Annotated in this window: 20 protein-coding genes; 10 read left to right on the top strand and 10 right to left on the bottom strand. The window is 67.2% G+C overall.

Going from position 1 to position 23,514, the window contains the following annotated elements; genetic code table 11:
- Window positions 1-157: 157 nt before the first annotated feature.
- From HAV18_RS06185 to HAV18_RS06165, 5 genes are all read right to left on the bottom strand, one after another.
- Window positions 158-769: an ankyrin repeat domain-containing protein gene (locus tag HAV18_RS06185; RefSeq protein ID WP_166953790.1), complete on the bottom strand. Its 612-nt coding sequence runs from the start codon at window positions 767-769 to the stop codon at window positions 158-160.
- Between the two features lie 77 nt (window positions 770-846).
- A complete protein-coding gene (locus tag HAV18_RS06180) occupies window positions 847-2,382 on the bottom strand; it encodes a catalase (RefSeq protein ID WP_166953788.1) in 1,536 nt (511 codons plus the stop codon).
- Between the two features lie 333 nt (window positions 2,383-2,715).
- Window positions 2,716-4,203: an efflux transporter outer membrane subunit gene (locus tag HAV18_RS06175; protein WP_166953786.1), complete on the bottom strand. Its 1,488-nt coding sequence runs from the start codon at window positions 4,201-4,203 to the stop codon at window positions 2,716-2,718.
- Window positions 4,204-4,216: 13 nt separating this feature from the next.
- A complete protein-coding gene (locus HAV18_RS06170) occupies window positions 4,217-5,803 on the bottom strand; it encodes an MDR family MFS transporter (RefSeq protein WP_166953784.1) in 1,587 nt (528 codons plus the stop codon).
- Complete coding sequence (locus tag HAV18_RS06165) at window positions 5,796-6,917, bottom strand: HlyD family secretion protein (protein ID WP_166953782.1); 1,122 nt, start codon at window positions 6,915-6,917, stop codon at window positions 5,796-5,798. Before HAV18_RS06165 ends, HAV18_RS06170 begins: the two co-directional genes overlap by 8 nt.
- Before the next feature lie 92 nt (window positions 6,918-7,009).
- Between HAV18_RS06165 and HAV18_RS06160 the strand changes: the two genes are divergently transcribed.
- Window positions 7,010-7,843: a CerR family C-terminal domain-containing protein gene (locus tag HAV18_RS06160; RefSeq protein WP_166953780.1), complete on the top strand. Its 834-nt coding sequence runs from the start codon at window positions 7,010-7,012 to the stop codon at window positions 7,841-7,843.
- A gap of 27 nt (window positions 7,844-7,870) precedes the next feature.
- Here HAV18_RS06160 and HAV18_RS06155 read toward each other — a convergent pair whose 3' ends face one another.
- Both HAV18_RS06155 and HAV18_RS06150 read right to left on the bottom strand, forming a co-directional pair.
- A complete protein-coding gene (locus HAV18_RS06155) occupies window positions 7,871-10,339 on the bottom strand; it encodes a mechanosensitive ion channel domain-containing protein (RefSeq protein WP_166953778.1) in 2,469 nt (822 codons plus the stop codon).
- A gap of 300 nt (window positions 10,340-10,639) precedes the next feature.
- On the bottom strand, window positions 10,640-11,599 hold the full coding sequence (locus HAV18_RS06150) for an LLM class oxidoreductase (RefSeq protein ID WP_166953776.1): 960 nt from the start codon (window positions 11,597-11,599) through the stop codon (window positions 10,640-10,642).
- 198 nt (window positions 11,600-11,797) lie between these two features.
- Here HAV18_RS06150 and HAV18_RS06145 point away from each other — a divergent pair, with 198 nt between their 5' ends.
- Window positions 11,798-12,196 (top strand): lysozyme inhibitor LprI family protein, encoded by a 399-nt coding sequence (locus HAV18_RS06145; protein WP_166953774.1) that lies wholly within the window; start codon window positions 11,798-11,800, stop codon window positions 12,194-12,196.
- A gap of 21 nt (window positions 12,197-12,217) precedes the next feature.
- Here the strand turns inward: HAV18_RS06145 and HAV18_RS06140 are convergent, their stop codons facing one another.
- Window positions 12,218-12,949 carry a GNAT family N-acetyltransferase gene (locus tag HAV18_RS06140; protein WP_166953771.1) on the bottom strand — a complete coding sequence of 244 codons (732 nt, stop codon included), beginning with the start codon at window positions 12,947-12,949 and terminating at the stop codon, window positions 12,218-12,220.
- Window positions 12,950-13,985: 1,036 nt separating this feature from the next.
- On the opposite strand from HAV18_RS06140, the gene HAV18_RS06135 reads away from it, so the two are divergent.
- The 4 genes from HAV18_RS06135 (at window position 13,986) to HAV18_RS06120 (ending at window position 17,576) form a co-directional block, all read left to right on the top strand.
- Window positions 13,986-14,882: an NAD-dependent protein deacetylase gene (locus tag HAV18_RS06135; protein WP_166953769.1), complete on the top strand. Its 897-nt coding sequence runs from the start codon at window positions 13,986-13,988 to the stop codon at window positions 14,880-14,882.
- Window positions 14,879-15,520 carry a DUF938 domain-containing protein gene (locus HAV18_RS06130; protein ID WP_166953766.1) on the top strand — a complete coding sequence of 214 codons (642 nt, stop codon included), beginning with the start codon at window positions 14,879-14,881 and terminating at the stop codon, window positions 15,518-15,520. Before HAV18_RS06135 ends, HAV18_RS06130 begins: the two co-directional genes overlap by 4 nt.
- 97 nt (window positions 15,521-15,617) lie before the next feature.
- Window positions 15,618-17,030 carry an NADP-dependent phosphogluconate dehydrogenase gene (gndA, locus tag HAV18_RS06125; RefSeq protein ID WP_166953764.1) on the top strand — a complete coding sequence of 471 codons (1,413 nt, stop codon included), beginning with the start codon at window positions 15,618-15,620 and terminating at the stop codon, window positions 17,028-17,030.
- A 201-nt stretch (window positions 17,031-17,231) separates the two neighbouring features.
- The gene (locus tag HAV18_RS06120; RefSeq protein ID WP_166953761.1) at window positions 17,232-17,576 is read left to right on the top strand and encodes a DUF4148 domain-containing protein; all 345 of its coding nucleotides are present in this window, start codon (window positions 17,232-17,234) and stop codon (window positions 17,574-17,576) included.
- Window positions 17,577-17,706: 130 nt separating this feature from the next.
- On the opposite strand, the gene HAV18_RS06115 is transcribed toward HAV18_RS06120, so the two are convergent.
- Complete coding sequence (locus HAV18_RS06115) at window positions 17,707-18,027, bottom strand: hypothetical protein (protein ID WP_021160881.1); 321 nt, start codon at window positions 18,025-18,027, stop codon at window positions 17,707-17,709.
- A gap of 425 nt (window positions 18,028-18,452) precedes the next feature.
- Here HAV18_RS06115 and HAV18_RS06110 point away from each other — a divergent pair, with 425 nt between their 5' ends.
- Window positions 18,453-19,184 carry a peptidoglycan DD-metalloendopeptidase family protein gene (locus tag HAV18_RS06110; protein WP_166953759.1) on the top strand — a complete coding sequence of 244 codons (732 nt, stop codon included), beginning with the start codon at window positions 18,453-18,455 and terminating at the stop codon, window positions 19,182-19,184.
- A 59-nt stretch (window positions 19,185-19,243) separates the two neighbouring features.
- Here the strand turns inward: HAV18_RS06110 and HAV18_RS06105 are convergent, their stop codons facing one another.
- Window positions 19,244-19,882 (bottom strand): Pr6Pr family membrane protein, encoded by a 639-nt coding sequence (locus HAV18_RS06105; protein ID WP_166953757.1) that lies wholly within the window; start codon window positions 19,880-19,882, stop codon window positions 19,244-19,246.
- Window positions 19,883-20,116: 234 nt separating this feature from the next.
- On the opposite strand from HAV18_RS06105, the gene HAV18_RS06100 reads away from it, so the two are divergent.
- The 3 genes from HAV18_RS06100 to HAV18_RS06090 all read left to right on the top strand — a co-directional run bounded on the left by HAV18_RS06100 (window position 20,117) and on the right by HAV18_RS06090 (window position 23,393).
- Complete coding sequence (locus tag HAV18_RS06100; RefSeq protein WP_166953755.1) at window positions 20,117-20,653, top strand: cytochrome b; 537 nt, start codon at window positions 20,117-20,119, stop codon at window positions 20,651-20,653.
- 155 nt (window positions 20,654-20,808) lie between these two features.
- Window positions 20,809-21,177 (top strand): DUF2946 domain-containing protein, encoded by a 369-nt coding sequence (locus tag HAV18_RS06095; protein ID WP_166953753.1) that lies wholly within the window; start codon window positions 20,809-20,811, stop codon window positions 21,175-21,177.
- A gap of 83 nt (window positions 21,178-21,260) precedes the next feature.
- Entirely contained in the window at window positions 21,261-23,393 is a 2,133-nt protein-coding gene (locus tag HAV18_RS06090; RefSeq protein WP_166953751.1) for a TonB-dependent copper receptor, read from the top strand.
- Window positions 23,394-23,514 lie beyond the last annotated feature (121 nt).

Below are 23,514 nucleotides of genomic sequence, written 5' to 3'. Positions count from 1 at the left end.
AAGACCTGCGCCGCCGCAACCGGCTGATACGTGGTCGGCGAAAGCGCGCACCGTCACCGTCGCGCTTTCATCCGGCATGACACGGTACTGGATCAGTTGCCAGCGGCACGATAGCACGATGCGCAGGCATTGTTCAGACGGTTCGGTCGCGGCCGAGTTACCGTTGCGCACCTGCATGCCGCAGCGCATCCGCAGCTTCCGTGTTGTCGCGCGACTGCGCGAGCTGCAGCAGCGACTGGCCGCGCCGATCGACGTGATTCGGATTCGCGCCATGTGCGACGAGGAGCGGGATCAGCTCGAACCGATTGAACAGCGTCGCGAATCCCAGCGCGGTTTCCCCTGCGCCGTTCGTCTGGTCGATCGGGCAATGCGTGTCGATCAGGCGTCGCGCGATGTCGGGTTCGTTCCTGAAGAGGGCGCCCATCAGCGCCGTGTTGCCATGACGGTCGCCGGCGCATGCGTTTGCGCCGGCCGACAGCAGGTAGTCGAGCGCGGCTGGCTGGCCGTCGTAGGACGTGAGTATCACGGCCGTAAAACCGTGGCTGTCGGTGGCGTCGACGGGATAGCCGGCGTCGTGCAATGCACGCAGGATGTCGACGCGCCCGACTCGGGCGGCGTCGAACCAGTCTCCGTCGTAGCGGCGCAGCGATGCAGGGTCGGCCCGCGCATACGCCGGCTGGTCGGGAAGGTGCGCGCAACCGGCGATCGCGGCCAGCGCCAGGGCCGTTGCGGTCGAGCGGATCGCGCGCGTCAGGCGTTCGGATTGCATGGGGAGGTCCTGAGGTGTGGGTAGGGTCGACGTGCGCGGCGCAACCCCGCACGTCGACAGCGACCGGAGCCGCGGGATCAGTTCTCGCTCAGCTTCGCCGCGAGCGATTGCACCTGCCGGATGTCGGCGTGAACGGCCTGCGCGAGACGCGTGCCGTAGTCGGCATCGGCCTTGTAGAAGTACGACAGCATCGCGTACTGGTTGTGCGCGTTCGTCACCTTGCCGAGATCGCTGGACAGCGCGGTGATCAGGTCGTCCCTGTCCTGCTGCGACAAACCGCGGTAATACTCGCCGGCCTGACGGAACCGCAGCTTCTTGTGGATCGCCTCCTGCTGCGTCGTTCCGCCGAGCGTCATGCGGACGGACTTGTACTGCGGGTCCGGCGCGAGTTCATGCAGCGTCGACGGCTCGTAGTTCACCTCGCCCTTGCGGTCGCCGGCATTCATCTTGCCGTCCTGGTTGTTGTTGACCACCGGCACGACGGGCCGGTTGATCGGCAGGTCCATGTAGTTCGCGCCGAGCCGGTACATCTGCGTGTCGGCGTAGGCGAACAGGCGATCCTGCAGCATCCGGTCTTCGGACGGCTCGATGCCCGGCACGAGTCGCGATGGCGCGAACGCCGATTCCTCGGTCGACTGGAAGTAGTTGTCGGGTACGCGGTTCAGCGTCATCGTGCCGATCTTGCGCTCGGGGACGCCGGTCCAGACCTTCGTGTCGTCCAGCGCATCGAAGTCGAACCGGGTCAGGTCCTGCGGCGTGAGCACCTGCACGTACAGATCCCACTTCGGGAAGTCGCCTTGCTTCAGCGCGCCGTACAGGTCGTTCGTCATCATGTTCCAGTCATGCCCGATCGATGCGTCGATGTCTTGCGGACGCAAGCCGTGCACGCCTTGCTGGCTTTTCCAGTGGAACTTCACGTAGTGCACGTCGCCGTGTGCATTGACGAACTTGAACGCATGCACCGCGAAGCCGTCCATGTGACGATACGAATCGGGCATGCCCGCGTTCGTGTACAGCATCGTCAGCATGTTCGTCGCTTCGGGCGTGTTCGCGAAGAAGTCGAATGCGAGGTTCGGATCCTGCACGCCGGTCACGGCGCTCGGCTTGTTCGCGTGAACGAAGTCGGGGAACTTGATGCCGTCGCGAATGAAGAACACGGGCCAGTTGATGCCGACCATGTCCCAGTTGCCCTGTTGTGTATAGAACTTCACTGCGAAGCCGCGCGGATCGCGCGCCTGTTCGGGCGAGCCGCGATAGCCCATGACGGTGGAGAAGCGCACGAACACCGGCGTACGGGTGCCCGGCGTGAAGACCTTCGCTTTCGTCAGGTTCGAGATGTCGGCGGTCGGCACGAACTCGCCGAATGCGCCGGTGCCGCGTGCATGCACGACGCGCTCCGGAATGCGCTCGCGATCGAAGCGCTGCAGTTTCTCGATGAGTGCGGAGTCTTGCAGGAGCACGGGGCCGGCAGGGCCGGCCGTCTGCGAATTCTCGTTGTCGCCGACGGGGGCGCCCGTGTCTCGAGTGAGTTCGGCGGCATGGGGAGACGCGGAAAGTGCAACGCAGATCGTGGCGACTGCGTGTCTCAGCACGCGAAGGGAGGATGAGGACATGACGATGGAACTCCTTGAATCCGATCGGTGGTGGGGAAGCCGACTGAATTAGAAGAGATCGTCAGACGATTGGCTAATTGATATTCGATATGTTTCCGATAGCGCCGGCGTCGATGCGGTGCGAGCCTGGTTGTTATCGGCGCAGATGGTGAGTATTGTTGCGTACGCAATGAGTTGTTGCGTCGCGCATCGTGAAGCGGTCCACGATCCACGATCGTCGAACGAGGTCGGTTGAACATGCGGCGCGTGCGTGGGCTTCGCGATCCGCATTGCAAGCATCGATGCCGCAGCAGCCTCGACCAACCCGGCCGCGCGGCACCGCTCAATTCGCCGTCAACCCGCGCCCGCCTGCCACCCGAGCCCGAGGCTTTTCTGCAGCGACACGTAGTCCTTGATCAGTTCGGCTTGCCCGGCGATCACGTTCTGCTGCGCGGACAGCGCTTCGCGTTGCGTATCGAGCAGGTCGATCATCGATGCGACGCCCGCGCGATAGCGCTCGTCCATCAGCGATCGGGAATGCACGGCGGACGTCTGCACCTTGGTGAGCGCAACGACGTGCTCGCGCTGGTGTCCGTAGCGCTGCAATGCCGTGTTGGCATCCTGCAAGGCACCGAGCACTGCCTTTTGATAGTTCGCTTCCGCTTCATCGCGCGATGCTTCGGCCGCGCGAACCGCACCACGCGTGCGCCCGAAGTCGAGAATGTTCCATTGCAGATACGGTGCGCCGATCCAGGTGAAGTTCTGCTTGCGGAACAGGTGGCCCGGGTCCGTCGCGCTGAAGCCGAGATCGCCCAGCAGCGTCACCTTCGGGAAATAATCGGCGACATGCTCGCCGATCTGCGCATTGCTCGATGCAAGCCGGCGCTCGGCCGCGCGGATGTCGGGGCGCTGCTTCAGGAGCGTGGCCGGATCGCCGATCGCGACGCTGCCCGGCAGCGTCGGCAGCGGCGCGTCCGGTGTCGACAGCGCCGCGTCGAGCGCACCCGGCGCGCGGCCCGTCAGGATCGCGAGCCGGTCGAGCGATTCCGTTACCTGTGCGTCGAGCGGGATCAGCGATGCGCGCGTGTTTTCGACCTGCGTCGTCAGGCGCTCGATGTCCGTATCGGCTGCGACGCCGCGCGCACGGCGCTGCTGCGTGAGTTCGAGCATCTTCTGCTGCAACTCGGCGGTGCGCTGCGACAGCGCAAGCCGCTGCTGCTGGTCGCGCAGGTCGACATACGCGTTCGCGACTTCGGCCGCGATCGACACCTGCGTATCGGCGAGATCGGCGTCGACTGCTTCCGCTTGTGCGGACGCGGCTTCGACTGCACGGCGCGTGCCGCCGAACAGGTCGATTTCCCAGGTTGCGTCGAAGCCTGCCGAATAGAGCTGCAGCGGACCCGAGCCGCCCAGCGACGGCGACGTACCGCCCGACTGGTTCGAGCCGTTCGACGGCAGCAGCGAACCGAGCGCACTGACGTCCGGCTCGCGCATGCGGATGGCGGCGACGGTGGCCGACGATTTCGGCAACTGCGCGGCACGCTGTTGCGCGAGCTGCGCGCGCGATGCGCGCAAGCGTGCCTGCGCGGCGTGCAAGTCGGGGTTGTACACGAGCGCGGCGGTGATCAGGTCGTCGAGCTGGCGATCGTTGAGCGTGTGCCACCACGCGCTCGGCGCGGGGGTGGTGGCGTCGACGCCGGAAGCCGGCGCGCGCACGAAGGTCGGCGCATCCGGTGCGGCGGGCGCGCCGCGGTAGTCGGGGCCGACCGTGCAGCCGGCGAGCAGGCACGCGGCCGCACACAGCGTGAGCGCAGGGCGACAGGGCATTGAGAAGGGTTTCATCGCGTAAGACGGTTCAGTGGCCGGACGACATCGGCTGCGGCCCGCGCGGCGTTCTCAGCAGCAGCGCGAGCGGCACGCAGGCGAGCAGCGCGAGGCCCAGCAGATAGAAGGTTTCGGAATAGGTCATCACGACGGCCTGGATCTGGATCTGCTGCGCGAGCTGTCCGAGCGCGCGCATGTTCGAATATGCGAGATCGCCGGTGTGTGCGAACCAGTTGGCCGCATAGGCCGACAGCCGGTCTTGCCCGATCAGCGAGTTCGCCGTCACCGATTCGCGCAGCGCGGCCGTATGGAAGGTCGTGCGGCGGTCGATCACGGTGCCGATGATCGCGAGCCCGATCGAGCCGCCGAGGTTACGCGCCATGTTGTAGAGCCCCGCCGCATCGCCCGAATCCTCGCGCGCGACGGCCGCCATCGACGCCTGGTTAAGCGGCATCATCGCGAGCATCTGAGCGAGACCGCGGATCAGTTGCGACCATACGAAGTCGTGACCGACGCTCTGCGCGGTCAGGCTGATGTCGAGCATGCAGCTCAGGCAGAACAGCAGCAGCCCCGAGATGACGAGAATGCGGAAATCAACCTTGCCGAGCAGGCGCGGCAGGATCGGCATCACGAGGAACGCGGGCAGCCCCGACAGCAGCATGATCGCGCCGGCCTGCTGCGCGTTGTAGCCGGCGACGATCGCGAGGAACTGCGGCAGCAGGTAGGACACGCCGTACAGCCCGGCGCCGACCGCGGACACGATCACGATCACGCTCGCGTAGCGCGGGTTGCGCATCAGCGACAGCCGCATGATCGGCCGCTTCGCAAAGATCTGCGACAACGCGATCAGGATCATCCCGGCGAGCGACACGAAGCTCAGCGTGACGATCATCTGCGATTCGAACCAGCGTTCGCGCTGGCCTTCCTCGAGCACGACGGTGAGCGAGCTCAGCCCGATCGCGAGGCCGGCGATCCCGAGCCAGTCCGCGTTGAAGAACGTGCTCCATTGCGGGCGGTCGGACGGCAGCCCGAACCACAGCAGCCCCATCAGCAGCAGGCATACGGGCAGGTTGATGAAGAAGCACCAGCTCCAGTTCACGTTCTCCGCGAGCCAGCCGCCGAGCACCGGGCCGAACAGCGGCCCGAGCAGCACGATCAGGCCGAACAGCGTCATGCCGACCGGCAACTGCGACAACGGCAGCCGCGTGCGGATGATGGTCTGAGCGGTCGGGATCAGTGCGCCGCCGGTGAAGCCCTGGCCGATCCGGCCGGCGATCATCATCGGCAGCGAATGCGACCAGCCGCACATCATCGAGAACGCGATGAACAGCGCGGAGTTCGTCAGCAGGAAATTACGCAATCCGAACACGCGCGTGAGCCACGCGGCGAGCGGGATCATCACGATTTCCGACATCAGGTAGCCGGTCGAGATCCAGGTGCCTTCGGTGCCGGTCGCGCCGATTTCGCCCTGGATCTGCGGCAGCGCGGAGTTCGTGATCGAGATGTCGAGCGTCGCCATCAGCGCGCCGAGCGCGCCGGCCGCGACCGCGATCCAGTCGGTCACGCTCGCACGGCCTTCATGCGGCGGCACGGGCGTCGTGGCGGACGGTTCAGCCATGATGCGTCTCGTCGCGGGTCGAGCGCGTATCGACGTCGACCGTCACCGACAGCCCCGGCAGCAGCATGCGTTGCGCGCGGGCGTTCGCGGCGAGGCGGATGCGCACCGGCACGCGCTGGACGATCTTCGTGAAGTTGCCGGTCGCATTCTCGGGCGGCAGCAGTGCGAACTGCGCGCCCGTGCCGGGTGCGAAGCTGTCGACGACGCCGGACAGCGCACCGTCCGGCAGTGCATCGACGTGCAGTTCGACGGGCTGGCCGATGCGCATGTTGCCGATCTGCGTTTCCTTGAAGTTCGCGACGAGGTAGATCGAATCGACGGGCACCACGGTCAGCAGGCGCGTGCCGGGCTGCACGTATTGACCGACGCGTACCGTGCGATCGCCGACGCGGCCGGCGAGGGTGCTGCGCACGATCGTGTTGTCGAGGTCGAGCTGCGCCTGCGCGGCGCTGGCCTGCGCGGCTTCGAGCTGCGCGCGCGCCTGCTGGAGCTGCGCGGTGAACGACGCGATCTGCGTGCGCGCGGCTGCGATCGACGCATTGTTCGCGGCGAGTGTCGCGGCTGCCTGGTCACGCGTGCTCTTCAGGTCGGCCACGCGTTCGTGCGTTTCCGCGCCGGTCGCCGCGAGCGGCGCATAGCGCGTGTATTCGTCGCTTGCGTGCTGGGCATTGATCCGAGATACCTTCGCCTGCGCGTCGGCCTGTTCGAGATTTGCATGCTGCTGGCCGATGTCGGCCTCGGCGCGTGCGATATCCGCGCGGCGCGCATCGACGGTCGCAAGCGATTGCGCGAGCGCGACCTGGTACTGGCGCACGTCTAGCCGCACGAGCGGATCACCGGCCTTCACGGCCTGGTTGTCGCGGACATACACATCGGTCACGTAACCGGCGACCTTCGGCGCGGCGGTCATGCTGTCCGCCTGCAGGTACGCGTCGTTGGTACTTTCGATGAAGCGGCCGACCGTCCACCAGCGGCCGAGCCAGACGGCGCCGCCAATTGCCGCGAGCACGGTGACGACGAGCAGGATGCGCCGTTTCGATCCGTTGCCGTTTCGCGGCGTTGTTCCGTTTTCCTGACGATCTGCTTTCTGTGGCGAGTCTTGCGGCGTCGACATGCTGGCGTCCAATTTATTCCGATCGGAAGAATTATTCCAGTTGATAGAATTGTGTCAAGTAGAATGTCGATCGACCGAATGACGAGGAAGGCATGAACGAAGCGAAGAAGCTGCGCCGCACGTCGGCGGGCGGCTACGCCCGCGGCGACGAAACGCGCTTGCGGATCATCGAGGCGGCGATCGAACTGTTCGGCGAGCGCGGATTCGCGGGGGCATCGACACGCGAGATCGCCGCGATGGCCGGCGTGAACGCGCCAGCGCTCCAGTATTACTTCGAGAACAAGGAAGGCGTGTACCGCGCATGCGTGGAGACGATCGCCGAGCATGGCTGGGAGGTGTTCGCGCCGTCGGTCGGCCATGCGTGGGCGATGCTCGATGCGGACGCGGACGTCGACGTGCTGATCGACGCGTTCGTCGGGCTGCTGCGCGCGCTGTCGGACCGGATGTTCACGGCGCCGAAGACGATGAACCAGCGGTTGTTCTTCGCGCGCGAGCAGGTCGGCCAGGAGCCGGCGAGCGCGAGCGAAATCCTGATGAAGCGGATGCGCAAGCCGCTCAACGACGTGAGCGCCGAGCTGATCGGCCGCATCTCGGGGCGGCCGGCCGACGATCCCGTCACGCGCTTGCGCGCGATGAGCCTGTTCGGGCAGATCACGGTGTTCCACATCGCGGAGCGTTCTGCGCTGCAGGTGCTCGAATGGGAGGCGTTCGAAGGCGAGCGCGCTGCGCTGCTGATCGAGACGATTGCCGAACAGACGCGCGTATTGCTCGAGCAATGGCATGCGCAGCGCGACGTATCGGCTGCCGATCCCGATGCCGGCTCGAAGCAGGCGCAGGGCGCGGCGGCGAAACGTGCGGCGAAGGCGGGGGCGTCGACGCCCGCCGCGAAAAGCACGCGGCGCGTGCACAAGCCCGCCGCGCGCTGAACGCGGCGCCCCGTCGGCCCCGGCCGGTCAACCCGGCTTGCGCTCCGGTTCGACGGGCGACGGCGGCCGGGCCGTCGGTTCGGCAGCATGGCCGTTGCTGGTGTTTTCGCCGTTGCTGCCGTTTTCGCCATCGACGACAGGCCGCGATCCGTCCGCGTACGCAACGACGCTGCGCTGCGGATTGGCGATCCGGATGCCGCGTTCGCGGAACGTCTCCGCGATCCGCCGGTTGAATTCACGCTGCACGCTCCAGCGCGTCGAGTCCGTGCATTGCATCTGTCCGGCTAGCGCGAGCGTCGCGCCGTCGACCTGGTCGATACCCCAGTAGCTGAAGTCCGACAGGATGCCGTCGCGGTATTTCGGATCGTCGCGCAACGCGGCGCCGATCTCCTTCAGCGTCGCGATCGCGCGATCGATATCCTCGCCATAGGCAATGCTGATCTTGACGGCCGCGTTGCCGAGCCCGCGATTCGTGTTGTTGACGGTCGTCACCGAGCTGAACGGGATCGTGTACAGCGATCCGTCGCCCGCGCGCAGTCGCACGGTGCGGATCGACAGGTACTCGACCGTGCCCGACACGCCGGCGAGCGTGACCCAGTCGCCAACCTGCATCGCGTTTTCCATCAGCAGGAAGATCCCGGTGATGAAATCCTGCACGAGCTTCTGCGAGCCGAAGCCGAGCGCGACGCCGAAGATGCTCGCGCCGGCAAGCAGCGGGCCGACGTTCACGCCGAGCTGGCTGAGGCCCGTCAGCACGACGACGAGCGCGATCATCACGAACAGCAGCGAGCGCAACATCGGCAGCAGCGTGCGCAGTCGCGCCGCGCGCACGAGATTGCCTTCGCGTGTCCATCGCTGCAGGCGGCGCTCGATCGCGATGTTCGCGGCTTCCCACACGATGAGCGCGACGACGGCCGCAACCGCGATCGTCACCAGCGCCGACGCGAGCCGGTGGCCGATCGTGCCGGTTTCGAACGCACGGAAGATCGGCACGCCCCAGATCTGCAGCAGCAACACGATGGTCACGATGCCGATCGCGCCCGACACGATCTGGCGCAGCAGCGGGTAGTAGCGGTACGCGTGCAGATGGACGAGCGTGCGGTCTTCTTCGCGGCCCTGGAACAGCCGCGCGAGCGCGCCGAACACGACGATCGACACCATCCGCATGCCGATCATCACGGCGATCGAGCGGCCGCCGAGCGTGATCAGCACGCGATAGCCGTTGTGGACGTCGAGCGCCCACACGAACCACAACGCCATCACGATGAATACCGACACGGGCGCCCATGCGTCGGCGAGCGCATTCGCGACCATCGCGAAGGACGGACGGTCGTCGCCGGCCGCGCGGATTCGCGCGGCGACCGGCTGGCGGCACTGCAGGATCAGTGCCGACACCATCAGGTGCCCGACGAGCGCGACGGCTTTCAGCAGCGCGACGTGACCGGCCTCGCTGAGACCGAAGTTCGCGGCGATCTCGACAGCGGCCGTGCAGGCGCCGACCACGATCACGATCCGCGCGATCGAGCGTTGCGCGAAATCGGCCCACGCGTCGCTGATATGCAGCAACCGCAATTGCCGTGCATCGGGCTGGAAGAACAGCCGGCTGACGATCGTGACGAGGCGGCAGATCACGTAGATGTCGATCAGCGCCTCGAGCGCGGATTCGATCGGGGTGCCCGTATCGCCGATCGCCGACATCGTCAGGCTCGCGACGCCGACGAACACGAGCAGCGGCACGGCACGCAACGCGAGGCTGACGAGCGCGCGCGGCATCCGGTGCAGCAGCGTGGTGTGACGGCGCGCGTGGCCGCGGCCTTGCGACGATGCGGGGGCGGCGTTGGGAGCGTCGGCGGCGTTGGGTTTGGCGGGTGTGTCCGGCGGCGCGTTGTCGTCGTCGGGCGTGGCGGAGTCTGGCGCGGTGCGGCGCGACGTGTCGGCACGCCGTGCGGCCACCGCGGCCAGCGCGCGTCGCAACAGCCGCTTCGCAAACCATTCGACGAAGAGCGCGGGCACGAGCACGGCGATGATGATCCAGAGCGCGTGCGCGAGATCCGCTCGCTCGTCGGCTCGCACCAGCCTGTCATGCCACCAGCTTCCAACCGAGCCGATATCGAGCAGCGAGCGCAGCGACTCCTTCAGCGCACCGCCGATCTCGGTGGTCCAGCGGGATCCCTGCCGGACGAGCATCGACGCGAGCCCGTTCGACGTGAGCGCACCCGGGGCCGCGACAGCCGACGCGCCGCTGGCCGCAGCCGCATCGCTCGCCGCGACCGCGGGTGCGGCAAGCGCGCCGACGGCCGCGATCGCACGCAGCGTCGTTTCGACCTGCGCGCGATCGCGCGGATTTTCGAGCACATTGAGTGCCTGCTGCGCCTGTTGCGGTGTCAGCGCGGGCGCGGTGCCGGAAGCGGCCGACGCGGTGGCCGGGGCGGGAGCGGCCGCATGGGCGGCCGAGACGACGGCGGCAAGCAGCCAGCCGAGGAGGATATGTCGCATGGGGTGGGCATGCGGGCGCGCATCGGCGCGCGGCCCGCCGGGCTGAACGATGGACGGAAGTTAACATGATCGCGATCGGAACCGAATAGTTCCGTCGACGACCATTCGAATCGGGCATGCCCGATGCGGCGCGGGCATTTGCGGCGCGTTTTCGCGATCATGTGCGTGGCACAGACTGCAGGCAGTCAGATAGGGTGCCGCGTCTCGATTACCGGATGTGAAAGGATTTTGTAAATCATGCTGGCCAGCAACGGTGAGCGATGTGCGCATTGCTCCGGATTAATCCGGAGTCCTTCCAAATCACGCTTGCTGGTCGTGAAAGACCGGCAAAACGTGTTCTGCAATTTCTTCGACGACGTCGCGCACGGGCCGGTCCGATCCCGGATTCAGCGTGACGTGATGCGTGCCCGCCGCGCGCATGTCCTGCAGGATGTCGATCAATGCGCGGCGTCCGGTTGCATAGCCGAGCGGCAATGCGGTGGCCGGCGCATCGGGATCCGCGACGAGGTCGAGTCGCATCGACACGCCGAACGCGCGAAAGGCCGGCTGCGCGAGCCGGTCGACCGCTGCGCGCCACATCGAATAGCGTGCGCGCTGCGTGTCCGGATCGCGGTGGTACGTCATCCAGCCGATCGAGTGACGCGCGATCCAGTCGACGCTTTGCCCGCCCGAGCCGACCGCCAGCATCGGCACCGCGTCGGCGCCGCGCGGCAGCAGCGTGAATTCGGGCGCATCGGGCGGCGCTTCGTCGGGCAGCACGCGCGATGGCACACCGAGCGCGGCCGCGACGATGTCCCAGTGCGCGCGGTACCGGTCGCGTCGCGTTTCCGCATCGACGCCGAACGCCGCATATTCGGGCGGCCGGTCGCCGGAGCCGAGCCCGAGGATGAAGCGTCCGCCCGACAGCGTCGCGACCGACAACGCGCCTTTCGCGATATGCAGCGGATGACGCAGCGGCAGCACGATCGCGCCGCTGGCGAGCGCAATCCGGCGCGTGCGTGCCGCCAGTGCGCCGAGCAGTACCCACGGGTCGAGGTGGCCGACCGGGTCGGGGTAGTCGGCGCTGTTCAGCGGCACGTCGCGAATCCACAGCGCGCGAAAGCCGAGCGTATCGGCCAGCGCTGCGAGTTCGAGTTGCTTGCCGAAGTCGGCGACGACATGGCCGGTGCGAAGCAGCGGAAGCGTGAGGCCGATCGACAACTGCCCGGCCGAAAAGACGCGATGCGCGACGTCGGAGCGGGCAGGGGCGGGCGTGGTCATGTCGAGTCCTTGGAGGCGGTGCAAAGCGAACGCGCGACGTTGCGTGTCCGAATGCTAGCGTGTTTGCACGCCGGCCGCGCGGCACGGTGTGCGCGCCGCCCGATCGAGCGCGACCGGCGACGTCGAGCCAAAGAGGGCCATGCGGGCAGCAGGCCGGGCATAATCGGTGCCTTCCGTCATTGAATAAAACGAATCCGGATGAACGCGCTTCAATATGGGGTGATCGGTCTGGCGGCGAGTGCGATGCTCTTCGCGGTCGCGTCCGACGCGCTCGCGGACGATGCGGAGCGTGCCGCCATCTGCAAGACCGCCGAGCAAACGGGCTACACGGCCGACATCCGCAATTGCCTGCGGCTGAAATACGACGCGGCCGACAAACGGTTGAATGCCGCCTACAAGACGAAGATGGCGAGCCTGGATGCGCAGGGCAAGGCGAGGTTGCGCGATGACGAGCGCCGCTGGCTCAAGGCGCGGGATGCCGGCTGCGCCGAATCGCGGCAGCCCGATGCCGGCGGCACGCTCGGGCTCGTGGAGGTTGACGGTTGCTTCGTCGACGAAACCGAACGTCGCGTCAAGGTCATCGAGGCCTTTCGTTGAGATGTTGCGCCGGCCCCGGCGCTACGCCACCCGCAGCGTCGTGCCGCGCAGCGTGAGGCCAAGGCGCGACGCCACGCGTTGCGACGCGCGGTTGCCGCTGTCGGTGCTGTAGAACAGCGTGCGTGTTTGAAGCGACGGCAGCCGCGACCACGCTGCGGTCACCGTCGCGGCGAGGCCGCGCCCCCGAAATGCCGGGGCCGTCGCGAGACCGAGTTCGGCACCGACACCGGATAGCCGCGCGGCGAATGCGACGGACGCGACTTCTCCGTCGACGACGGCCGCGCACCACGGCGCCCACAGATCGGCGCTGCTTCGAAACCCCATCGAGAACAGGCCGTCGGGCATCCCGTGTGTAGACAGCGCATGCAGCAGATGCCGACCTGCGTCGCTGTCGCCATCGATCAGCGCGACGTGCGCGTCGGTGTCGAAACCGAGTGCGTGCGGCAGCGCGTAGACGAGGCCGATGTTCCAGTGCGGAACAGGGGCGAGCAGCGCGAGATAGCGTTCGAGATGCGCGGGCTGCATGCGGTCCGCCAACGGCGGTTCGCTGTCTGCCAGGCGCGCCAGTTCGTGTGCGACAGGGGTGGGCACGTCGGCGCGTACGCCTGCCACGCTGCCGTCCACGCATCTGCCGAGCCAGAAACGCGGCCCGGGCGAGCAGTCGGGATCGTTCTCGCGTTCGATCCGGCGATCCGGATACAGCCGGAACAGCGTCCGGTAGTCGATATCCAGCCAGTCGTGTGTGTCAGGCATGCGTCGGGTAGAAGGCTCCGGTCAGGTGGCGGCGAGGTGCGCGAGGAATGCCGGGGCGGGCCCGCACGCTATTCACGTGTATGCGGCACTGTGGGGCGATTGTAAGCTGACCGGCGAGCGCGCAGATGCAACGACGTGATATCGGCGCGGACCGGGCCGGCGCGGCATGACGGCATGTCTGGCCGACGCTCGCCGATCCGGCACGCGTTTCAGTTTCGAAACGTTCGCGCTGCTTGCCGGTGCGCGATTCACCACGATGGCCCCGCTTCGGCCCGCGCGGCCTTGCGGCATGAAGCATGGTGCGCTCCTTGCATATCTGTACGGGCCGTGAGCGCGGTCGCGGACGCAGTCGGTCCGGCGATCGCTTCAGTGGGTCGGACGTATCGGAGACGGGGACAAGAGAATGAAAACAGACCGAATCGCAACGTATCGTGTTGCAAACATGAATCGCCGACCTGCCCGCGTATTCGATTCGCCGTTGATTGAGGCGACGTGAGCGCGCGGCTTTCCGTTCCATCCGAGCAATCGGGTTTGTTCTGAACGACGACGTGCAGCTGTGACGCACGAGGCCGACTGGTGCCGGTCGGCCGTCGGGGATGAACTTCGAATGCCTGTGGATGGCCCGGCCCGGATCCCGGATCGTCATGCTGCCGCGCGCAACGCGAGCCGTCGCGCGGCGTAGGTGTGCGTGCGCCGTGCATCGCGTCGGCGTGGCGGGGCAGAGCCGGATCGCACCGGAAAGCCGGCAGCGCATCGATGCATTCGGCATCGCGGAACACAAGCAGTCCAGGGGAAGCGTTTGCCGGCCGCAGCATGGCGGACGCCGCGAAATTGTGCTGTCAGTTGATCCACTACCCCGATGGATCAATTGTTGAAGCGCCCATCGCCGAGTGGCGGATGGGCGTCTTTTTTTGTGCGCCGGTTTGCGACGCGAGCCATCGGCCCGGCCGCGCGGCGTTCTGTATCATGTGCTGGCGTGCCTGGCTGCCCGTGCGGGCGCACGGCTTGCCGGCGCGCCTGATCACGCGTTGCCAACATGAACGACAAAGCCCTGCACGACCCCTCAACCGCCGGCATCGATCCGGCCGCGCTCGACGCGTTGCACACGTTCGTCGAGCGTCATCCACGCCTGCTGGTGCTGACCGGCGCGGGCATCAGCACCGACTCCGGCATTCCCGGCTATCGCGACCGCAACGGCCAATGGATGCGCTCGCCACCGATCCAGTTCCAGGAATTCCTCGGCTCCGATGCCGCGCGGCGGCGCTACTGGGCGCGCAGCATGATCGGCTGGCCCGTCGTCGGCCGCGCGCAGCCGAACGGGTCGCACGTCGCGCTGGCGCGGCTCGGCAGCGCAGGGCGGATCGAGCGTCTCGTCACGCAGAACGTCGACGGCCTGCACCAGCGCGCGGGCAGCGGCGACGTAATCGAGCTGCACGGCGGCATCGACGGCGTCACGTGCCTCGACTGCGGTGCGCATCATGCGCGCGCGACGATCCAGGTCATGCTCGAGGCCGACAATCCTGAACTGCTGGGTGCGCAGGCCGAGCCGGCCGCGGATGGCGACGCGCATCTCGAATGGGCGGCGCTCGACACGTTCCGCATCCCGGCGTGCCCCGCGTGCGGCGGGCTGCTGAAGCCGGCGGTCGTGTTCTTCGGCGAAAACGTGCCGCGCGAGCGCGTGGCGCTCGCGTCGCAGGCGCTCGATGCGGCCGATGCGCTGTTCGTCGTCGGCTCGTCGCTGATGGTGTATTCCGGCTACCGCTTCTGCGTGTGGGCGCAGGCGCAGCACAAGCCGGTCGCCGCGCTCAATCTCGGCCATACGCGCGCCGATCCGATGCTGACGCTGAAGGTCGAAGCGCGCTGCGCACCCGCGCTCGACGCGCTGACCGCGCGGCTGGGCCTCGCGGGCCACGCACCGGAGCAGGCATCGTGACCGGCCCGACCTCTTCGCCCGATCCGTCCGCGCGGCTGTCGGCGCCGGCGGCCGAACGCAATCGCGGGCCGATCCTCGACGTCTTGCGCCACGTGTTGCCGGCGAGCGGCCGCGTGCTCGAAATCGCGAGCGGCACGGGCCAGCACGTCGTCCACTTCGCGCAGGCGCTGCCTGGCCTGCACTGGCAACCGAGCGATCCCGATGCGCAGGCGCGGCGCTCGATCGCCGCGTGGGTTGCCCATGCGGGCCTCGCCAACGTTGCCGGGCCGCTGGCGTTCGACGTGCGCGACGCGTCGTGGCCGGTCGACGCGCTCGACGCGATCGTCTGCATCAACATGATTCACATCTCGCCCTGGGCCTGCACCGACGCGCTGTTCGCGGGCGCGTCGCGCCTGCTGCGGCCGGGCGGCGTGCTGTTCCTGTATGGGCCGTATCGCCGCGAGGGTCGGCATACGGCGCCGTCGAACGCGGCATTCGACCTGCAGTTGCGCAGCCGCGACCCGTCGTGGGGCGTGCGCGATCTCGAAACCGTCGTCGCGCTCGGCCTCGATCGCGGGCTCGACTGCATCGAGGTGGTCGAGATGCCGGCGAACAACCTGAGCGTCGTGTTCCGGCGGCTGCCGCACGCGGAGCAATGACACGGAAGCGCGCATCGCCGCCGGGTTTCCACTATCCTTTCGCCTGTGCGCGCGACCCGGGTCGGGTCGCGCCCCGTTTTTTCCGGAGAATTGACTAATGGGCAAACAAGCAATCGGTGTGATCGGGCTCGCGGTGATGGGCCGCAATCTCGCACTCAATATCGAGAGCCGCGGTTACGCGGTGTCGGTGTACAACCGCAGCCGCGAGAAAACCGACGAACTGATCGCCGAATTCCCCGGCCGCAACCTGGTGCCGACCTACACGCTCGAGGAGTTCGTCGCGTCGCTCGAAACGCCGCGCCGGATCCTGATGATGGTGAAGGCGGGCGAAGCGACCGATGCGACGATCGCATCGCTCAAGCCGCTGCTCGAGAAGGGCGACGTGCTGATCGACGGCGGCAATACGCACTTCACCGATACGATCCGCCGCAACCAGGAGCTCGCGCAATCGGGCCTGCACTTCATCGGCACCGGCGTGTCGGGCGGCGAAGAGGGCGCGCTGCGCGGCCCGTCGATCATGCCCGGCGGCCAGCGTGACGCGTACGACCTCGTCGAGCCGATCCTCAAGCAGATCGCCGCGAAGGCGCCGTCGGACGGCGAGCCGTGCGTCGCATACATGGGCCCGGACGGTGCGGGCCATTACGTGAAGATGGTCCACAACGGCATCGAATACGGCGACATGCAGCTGATCGCCGAAAGCTACTCGGTGCTGAAGGACGTCGCGGGCCTGACCAACGACGAACTGGGCGCGGTGTACACCGAATGGAATCAGGGCGAGCTCGACAGCTACCTGATCGAGATCACGTCGAAGATCTTCGGCAAGAAGGACGAAGAGACCGGCAAGCACCTCGTCGACGTGATCCTCGATCGCGCCGCGCAGAAGGGCACCGGCAAGTGGACGAGCCAGAACGCGCTGGATCTCGGCGTGCCGCTGCCGCTCATCACTGAGTCGGTGTTCGCGCGCGTGCTGTCGTCGCTGAAGACCGAGCGTGTCGCGGCCAGCAAGATCCTGTCGGGCCCGGCCGCCGTGCCGTTCGACGGCGATCGCGCCGCGTTTGTCGAAGCGGTGCGCCGCGCGCTGTACCTGAGCAAGGTGATCTCGTACGCGCAGGGCTTCGCGCAACTGCGCACGGCGTCCGAAGAGTACGGCTGGAGCCTCGATCTCGGGACGATCGCGAAGATCTTCCGCGCGGGCTGCATCATCCGCGCGCGCTTCCTGCAGAAGATCACCGACGCGTATGCGAAGGATCCGGCGCTCGCGAACCTGCTGCTCGATCCGTACTTCAAGGACATCGCCGCGAATTACCAGGCGTCGCTGCGCGACGTCGTGGTTGCCGCGGTGAAGGCCGGCGTGCCGGTACCGGCGTTCGCGTCGGCCGTCGCGTACTTCGACAGCTATCGTTCCGAGCGGCTGCCGGCGAACCTCGTGCAGGCGCAGCGCGACTTCTTCGGCGCGCACACGTTCGAGCGTACCGACAAGCCGGGCAGCTTCCACGCGAACTGGTCGTAACCGGCTGGCGGGGACAGCATTGTTGCGAAAATCTATTCTATGAATAGGGTTTCTCTCTCCCGGATGCCGGCATTGTTGGCTCCGGGGAAACAGTGTTTTCGCTCTTTCATGGTTTTCCCTAGGTGTTCCCGGGACTAAACTCTGTTCCATCGCTGCAGACATGGTGTGTGCGGCGGAGCAAAAAAAATCCCGGAGGTAATCATGAAATCGCTGATCGCAACGTTCGCCGCAGCTGCCGTTCTCGCCGTTCCCGCCGTCTCGTTCGCCCAACAGAATGCGCCTGTCACCCGTGCACAGGTGAAGGCCGACCTGGTCGCCGTCCAACAGGCCGGCTACAAGCTGGGCAGCGACCGTACGACGTACCCGGAAAGCATTCAGGCCGCTGAAGCCCGTCTGAACCCGCAACAGAACGTCGCCGCTGCCGACACGACCGGCTATGGCGCACAACCGGCTGCCGCGCAGGAATCCGGCGCACCGGCCAAGGCCAAGACCGGCTGGCAAGTCAAGCGCATCGCTGACGACGCTCCGATCTACAAGGGTCGTTAATGGTGGTTCGGTCGGTGCGGCCGCCTTGGCGGCCTGATCCGGCCCCTGAAGGTCAAACAGCCCGTCGTTCCGTTATCCGGAACGACGGGCTGTTTTCATTGGCGGCGCGCGTATCGCGCCAGCCGCCGGTTCAGTGCAGCGGGCGCCTGCCGCGTCCGATATCCCGGAACAGCGCTTCGGCCGGTTCCAGCACCTGCAGCCACGTTTCGTCGTAGCCGCTCAGCGTGTCGAGCGCGTCGCGCAGCCGCTCGATCGCGAGGACCGGCAGCTCGACGCTATGGCGCGTGGCACCGGTCATGTGCGCGACGCTCGCCAGCTGGACGAGTGCATCGGCCGCCTCGGCGACGTCGGTCGCGAACAGCAGGTGCCGGTTGAGCAATTCGACCAGGCCGCTGGAACCGGAGAAATCGTCGGCGTTGAGCTGCACGGAAAGAAACGTCGCGTTGTTCATTGTCATGCTCCTCGTTGTCGTTGGATCGCGCAGTGCATCACCGAGTATAGGTGGCGATCGACGGGGAGAATGTGACGGGATCGATACGGCAGGCGAGGGCGGCGACGCGTGCGGAAGATCCGCGGCAGGCCCGCCCGACGGCCCGCGCGGCGCGGCCTGCAGGCCATCGGCACGCCGGTGCGGCACCGCAAGAATGTTGCAGGATCAGGCATCTGTCGCGGCCTTGACCGCCACAAATGGTATCTTTGCCGGTCGGAACGACGCGAAAAAGGGGCCGGTGAGCCCGTTCGCACCGACGTTCCGCTGTGGAAACTGACGGCCGCGAGAGCGGTCGGATACTGGTTGGTCCGGCCGTCCGGCCGGACATCGTGCGTCGCGCACCGGGGGGCGGTGGGCGGCGCAACGACGCAAATCCGGGAGGACCCTTGAGAGAAACTATTCCCATCCACGATGCGCTGACGCGCTGGCTGCCGCAGGCGGCGCTCGTTGCCGCGGCCATCGCGCTGACGGGCTGCACGATGACGCCGTGGACCGACAGCTGGCAGCCGGCGCGCCAGTCGGCGCCCACGTCGGCCGCGACGCCGGGCGTGATCGCCGGCTATTACCGCGTGAATCCCGGCGATACGCTCGCGGGCGTCGCGAACGCCTATGGGCAGCGCGTCCAGGACGTGGCCAGCTGGAACCACATGGCGCCGACCGATGCCGTGTATCCCGGCCAGGTGCTGCGCGTCGCGCCGCCGCCCGCTGCGACGTCGCTCGGGCAGCCGTCCGCGGCCGCGCAGCCGGGCTCGCTCGCGTGGCCTGCCACCGGTGTCGTGGCGGCGCCGTTCGCGGCCGGCAAGACGCGCGGTGTCGTGATCGCGGCCTCCGGGCCCGACCATTCGGTGCGGGCCGCGGCGGCCGGGCGCGTGGTTTACGCCGGGTCCGGCGTCAAGGCCTACGGCCCGCTCGTGATCCTGAAGCATGAGAACGGGCTCATCACGGCCTACGGACACAACGGCAAACTGCTGGTCAACGAAGGTGACGCGGTGCGCCAGGGCCAGCCGGTCGCCGAAATGGGCACCGACGCAAACGGCCGTTCGACGTTCGAGTTCGAAGTCCGCCAGAACGGCAAGGTCGTCGATCCGATGAACTTCCTGCCGCGCAACGGCGGCTGACGATCCGCCTCATCCCCGTGTGCGCCGCCCGGCGCACACGCGCCGGCCTTTTCCCGCCTTCATCCTTTCCAGAGCGTTACCGCGCCGGCCCGTCGCGCGTGATTGCCGAGCCAGCGAATGCCCAGTGCGAGCGCCACCGCGCCGATCGCGATCAGCGAACACTGGACTGCGACCGGCAGGTAGCCGTGCGGCCGCGGATCGACGAACGGGTAGGGATACCAGTTCTCCAGCGCGCCGCGCACGAGCGTATAGCCGAGATAGACGACCGGAAAGCCGAGCCATGCGAACGCGCTGCGCCGCGGGATCGGCAAGCGCGGCTCCACGTACAGCCAGTCGCACAGCATGACGAGCGGCACAATCCGGTGCAGCACCCAGTTGTTGAATGCCGGCGTGACGTGGCGCAGCGCATCGAGCCGCGCGAGCAGGAGTTCGTAGACGATCGCGGTGATCAGGACGTACAGCACCGCGGCGCCGCGCATCGATTCGTAGCGGGCCGAGCCGGGGCGCGCGATGCGCCAGAGCCCGGCGGCCAGCATGACCGCCGCATAGAGGCTGCTCAGTTGCGTGAAGTAGCTGAGAAAGTTGCCGAGCTGGACCGCGGGCATGCCCCAGTAGCCGGCGATGCTGTGCAACGTCGTCGACACCGCGAGCAACGCGGCGGTCAGCCGATAGGCCGCAACGAAGAACGCCTTGCTCATGATGCGCGCGCAACGTCGTCACCAAAGCTTCATCGTGCCACAGCCGTTTCCGTGCGCGATGCGGATTTTCCATATGACAGCTCGCGCGGCGCGCGTTGCCGATTCGTCAGATATTTGACCGCGACGCGCAAAACCGGCTGCCCGTGCAGCTACAATCGTGACAACCCTCTGCCGGGCGCCGGCCGGTTCGGCATTCGCCCCTCCCCGCATACAACACGCAACTCGAGACGAAGCATGAGAAACATCCTCGCGAAACAGACGCGCTACAGCTCGCCCGCGATCTTCTTCCACTGGGCCGTGTTCGTGCTGGTGGCGCTGGCCTACCTGGCCATCGAGATCCGCGGGCCGAAAGGCAGCGACAGCCGGGTGTTCTGGATGAACGTGCATCTCACCGCGGGCACGCTCGTGCTCGTGCTGTCGGTGCTGCGCGTGCTGTGGCGAGTCGTCAGCCGCGTGCCGGAGGCCATTGCGCAAGCGGCGCTGCTGCGCTGGCTCTCGAAGCTCGCGCATCTCGCGCTCTACGTGTTCATCATCGCGCAGCCGCTGCTCGGCATCATGATGATCAATATGGGCGGCAAGCCGGTGTCGCTCGACTGGCTCGGCGTGTCGTTCACGCTGTTCGGCCCCGACAAGGCGCTGCGGCCGACGATCAAGGAAGCGCACGAGCTGATCGGCAACGCGTTCTACTTCGTGATCGGATTGCACGCGCTGGCGGCGCTCTACCATCATTTCATCCGGCGCGACGACGCATTGCGGCGCATGGCGCCCTGAACGGCACGTTCCGGAAGCATGCAGCAGGCGGGGGCGCATGGTTGTGTTGACAACCATGCGCCCCCGGTCCGTTTACCGACATCCGCGCTGGTCAGCGCGTTGAACATTCTGTAACATCTCGGCTGTTTTTACATTCCGCTTACTCGCTGCCGCGCATGTTGCACCGACATCGTCACCTGACCGCCTGGCTTGGCGTGCTCGCGATCTGGTTCGCGATCGCGGCGCCGCTGGTGTCGCAGTGGCGCGTCGTGCAGGCGGCCACGCCCGACGCGATCGTCTGCAGTGCAGAGCATGGCGCGCATCGGTCAGCCGATGCCGGCCGCATGCACGATCATGCGCTGCATCTCGATGCGTGCGGCTACTGCGGCTTCTTCGCGCACAGCCCCGCGATCGGCGGGCCTGCCGCCGCGGCACTTGCTCCCGTTCCCGTCGTTTCCGTTTCCGCCGTCGCGCCGCGTGCCGTCGCGGCGCGCACCGATCGCTATCCGCGCGCGTACCCGCGCGCCCCGCCCGAGCGCGCCTGACGCGCTGTTTCCGTTCTCTTTTACCGCCGATATCCGTGCGGCCCGTCGAGGCCGTGCGGAGGGCGTCACTCGGGCTTTCGATCATGACCATTTTCCAGTTGCGTGCGCCGCGGGCGTCACGCAATGCCAGTGCGCGGCGCATGCCGCGCGTGCTGAAACTCACCGTTCCCGCGCTCGCAGCCGGCGCACTGGCCGCGAGCGCCGCGGCAGCCGAAACGGCGCGCGCAACGAGCGCGCCGACCGACGATACGGCCGCGCTGCTGCCGGCCATCGAAGTCGTTGCATCGCCGCTGACGACGCCGCTCGTCGTCGTCACGGATCCGAAGGCCCCGCGCCAGCCGCTGCCCGCGAGCGACGGCGCGGATTACCTGAAGACGATCCCCGGCTTCACGTCGATCCGCAGCGGCGGCACCAACGGCGACGCCGTGCTGCGCGGGATGTTCGGCTCGCGACTGAACATCCTGGCGAACGGGATGTCGACGCTCGGCGCATGCCCGGGCCGGATGGATGCGCCGACGTCGTATATCGCGCCGGAAAGCTATGACAAGGTCACCGTCGTGAAGGGGCCGCAGACCGTGCTGTACGGCCCTGGCGCGTCGGCCGGCACCGTGCTGTTCGAGCGTGTGACACCGCGATTCGACAAGCCCGGCATGCGCTTCGAAGGCAGCCTCGTCGGCGGATCGTTCGGCCGCAACGACCAGAACATCGACGTGACGGCCGGCACGCCGGACGTCTATGGCCGCGTGACCGCGAACCACGCGCATTCGCAGGACTACAAGGACGGCAACGGCAACACGGTGCCGTCGCAGTGGGACAAATGGAACGCCGATGCGGCGCTCGGCTGGACGCCGGACGACCACACGCGCGTCGAGCTGACCGCCGGCACCGGCGACGGTTATGCGCGCTACGCGGGGCGCGGGATGGACGGCGCGCATTTCCGCCGCGAGACGTTCGCCCTGTCGTTCGACAAGAAGCATCTCGGCGACGTGCTCGACCGGATCGAGGCGCGCGTGTACTACAACGAAGCCGATCACGTGATGGACAACTACACGTTGCGGCAACCGGACCCGACCAGCAGCATGCCGATGCGGATGGCGTCGGAAGTGCGGCGTCGCACGTTCGGCGCGCGTGCAGCCGCGACGTTCCGTTTCGCCGACGACTTCAAGCTCGTGACGGGCGTGGACGCGCAATCGAACCGGCTCGACTCGCGCTCGGCGATGGGCCGGCAGAACTACGGCGACATGCCGTGGGATGCGCAGGCGACGATGTGGAACGCGGGCCTGTTCGGCGAACTGACGTGGTACGCGAGCGATGTGTCGCGCGTGATCGGCGGCGCGCGCGTCGACTATGCGAGTGCACGCGACAAGCGTGCGACGACGAGCGGCATGATGAAGAGCAAGCCGAATCCGACCTTCGACGACGATCGCACGCGCGTGCTGCCGAGCGGCTTCGTCCGCTACGAGCGCGATCTCGCATCGCTGCCTGTCACGTGGTACGCCGGGATCGGCCATACGGAGCGTTATCCCGACTACTGGGAGCTGTTCTCCGCGAAGCGCGGGCCGGCCGGTTCGGTCAACGCGTTCTCCGCGGTGCAGCCGGAGAAGACCACGCAGCTCGACATCGGCGCGCAATACAAGGGCGACCGGCTCGATGCATGGGTGTCGGCCTACGCGGGCTACGTGCAGGACTTCATCCTGTTCAACTATTCGGCCGGCATGATGGGCCCGACCACGCAGGCGACCAACGTCAATGCGCAGATCATGGGGGGCGAAGCAGGCGTGTCGTGGCGGCCGGTTGCGCCGTTGCGCGTCGAGACGTCGCTCGCGTATGCGTGGGGGCGCAACGTGGCAAGCGGCGATCCGCTGCCGCAGATGCCGCCGCTCGAGGCCCGCATCGGGCTCGAATACACGCGTGGCGCATGGTCGGCGGGGGGCCTGTGGCGCATCGTTGCGCCGCAGCATCGCTATGCACTGAATGAGGGCAACGTGGTCGGCAAGGACTTCGGCCCGAGCGCCGGATTCGGCGTGCTTTCGCTGCATACGCAATACAACGTCAGCAAGACGGTGCAGATCTCGGTCGGCGTGGACAACGTGCTGAACAAGGCCTACACCGAGCACCTGAACCTCGCCGGCAACGCGGGCTTCGGCTATCCGGCGAACTCGCCGGTGATGGAGCCGGGCCGGACCGCATGGGTGCGCGTGAGTGCGAAGCTGTAACGCGTCGCGCGTGTGCGTTGCAGCATGCGCACGCATGAACGCGGCCCCGCCTGAACAGGCGGGGCGCGTCAACCGATTAGAGAACCGTGTCTAGTCAGGGCGCAAACGTTCGCGACTCGTG

The sequence above is a fragment of the Burkholderia sp. D-99 genome (assembly GCF_011605345.1).
Lineage (GTDB): Bacteria > Pseudomonadota > Gammaproteobacteria > Burkholderiales > Burkholderiaceae > Burkholderia.
This window is presented reverse-complemented; position numbering and strand designations above follow the sequence as displayed.

Coding starts and splice junctions, on each gene's coding strand:
- HAV18_RS06165 (WP_166953782.1), bottom strand. CDS start 6,917: ATGTCGACGCCGCAAGACTCGCCACAGAAAGCAGATCGTCAGGAAAAC.
- HAV18_RS06160 (WP_166953780.1), top strand. CDS start 7,010: ATGAACGAAGCGAAGAAGCTGCGCCGCACGTCGGCGGGCGGCTACGCC.
- HAV18_RS06095 (WP_166953753.1), top strand. CDS start 20,809: ATGTTGCACCGACATCGTCACCTGACCGCCTGGCTTGGCGTGCTCGCG.
- HAV18_RS06090 (WP_166953751.1), top strand. CDS start 21,261: ATGACCATTTTCCAGTTGCGTGCGCCGCGGGCGTCACGCAATGCCAGT.
- HAV18_RS06170 (WP_166953784.1), bottom strand. CDS start 5,803: ATGGCTGAACCGTCCGCCACGACGCCCGTGCCGCCGCATGAAGGCCGT.
- HAV18_RS06100 (WP_166953755.1), top strand. CDS start 20,117: ATGAGAAACATCCTCGCGAAACAGACGCGCTACAGCTCGCCCGCGATC.
- HAV18_RS06135 (WP_166953769.1), top strand. CDS start 13,986: ATGAACGACAAAGCCCTGCACGACCCCTCAACCGCCGGCATCGATCCG.
- HAV18_RS06115 (WP_021160881.1), bottom strand. CDS start 18,027: ATGAACAACGCGACGTTTCTTTCCGTGCAGCTCAACGCCGACGATTTC.
- HAV18_RS06145 (WP_166953774.1), top strand. CDS start 11,798: ATGAACGCGCTTCAATATGGGGTGATCGGTCTGGCGGCGAGTGCGATG.
- HAV18_RS06105 (WP_166953757.1), bottom strand. CDS start 19,882: ATGAGCAAGGCGTTCTTCGTTGCGGCCTATCGGCTGACCGCCGCGTTG.
- HAV18_RS06155 (WP_166953778.1), bottom strand. CDS start 10,339: ATGCGACATATCCTCCTCGGCTGGCTGCTTGCCGCCGTCGTCTCGGCC.
- HAV18_RS06150 (WP_166953776.1), bottom strand. CDS start 11,599: ATGACCACGCCCGCCCCTGCCCGCTCCGACGTCGCGCATCGCGTCTTT.
- HAV18_RS06185 (WP_166953790.1), bottom strand. CDS start 769: ATGCAATCCGAACGCCTGACGCGCGCGATCCGCTCGACCGCAACGGCC.
- HAV18_RS06120 (WP_166953761.1), top strand. CDS start 17,232: ATGAAATCGCTGATCGCAACGTTCGCCGCAGCTGCCGTTCTCGCCGTT.
- gndA (WP_166953764.1), top strand. CDS start 15,618: ATGGGCAAACAAGCAATCGGTGTGATCGGGCTCGCGGTGATGGGCCGC.
- HAV18_RS06175 (WP_166953786.1), bottom strand. CDS start 4,203: ATGAAACCCTTCTCAATGCCCTGTCGCCCTGCGCTCACGCTGTGTGCG.
- HAV18_RS06180 (WP_166953788.1), bottom strand. CDS start 2,382: ATGTCCTCATCCTCCCTTCGCGTGCTGAGACACGCAGTCGCCACGATC.
- HAV18_RS06140 (WP_166953771.1), bottom strand. CDS start 12,949: ATGCCTGACACACACGACTGGCTGGATATCGACTACCGGACGCTGTTC.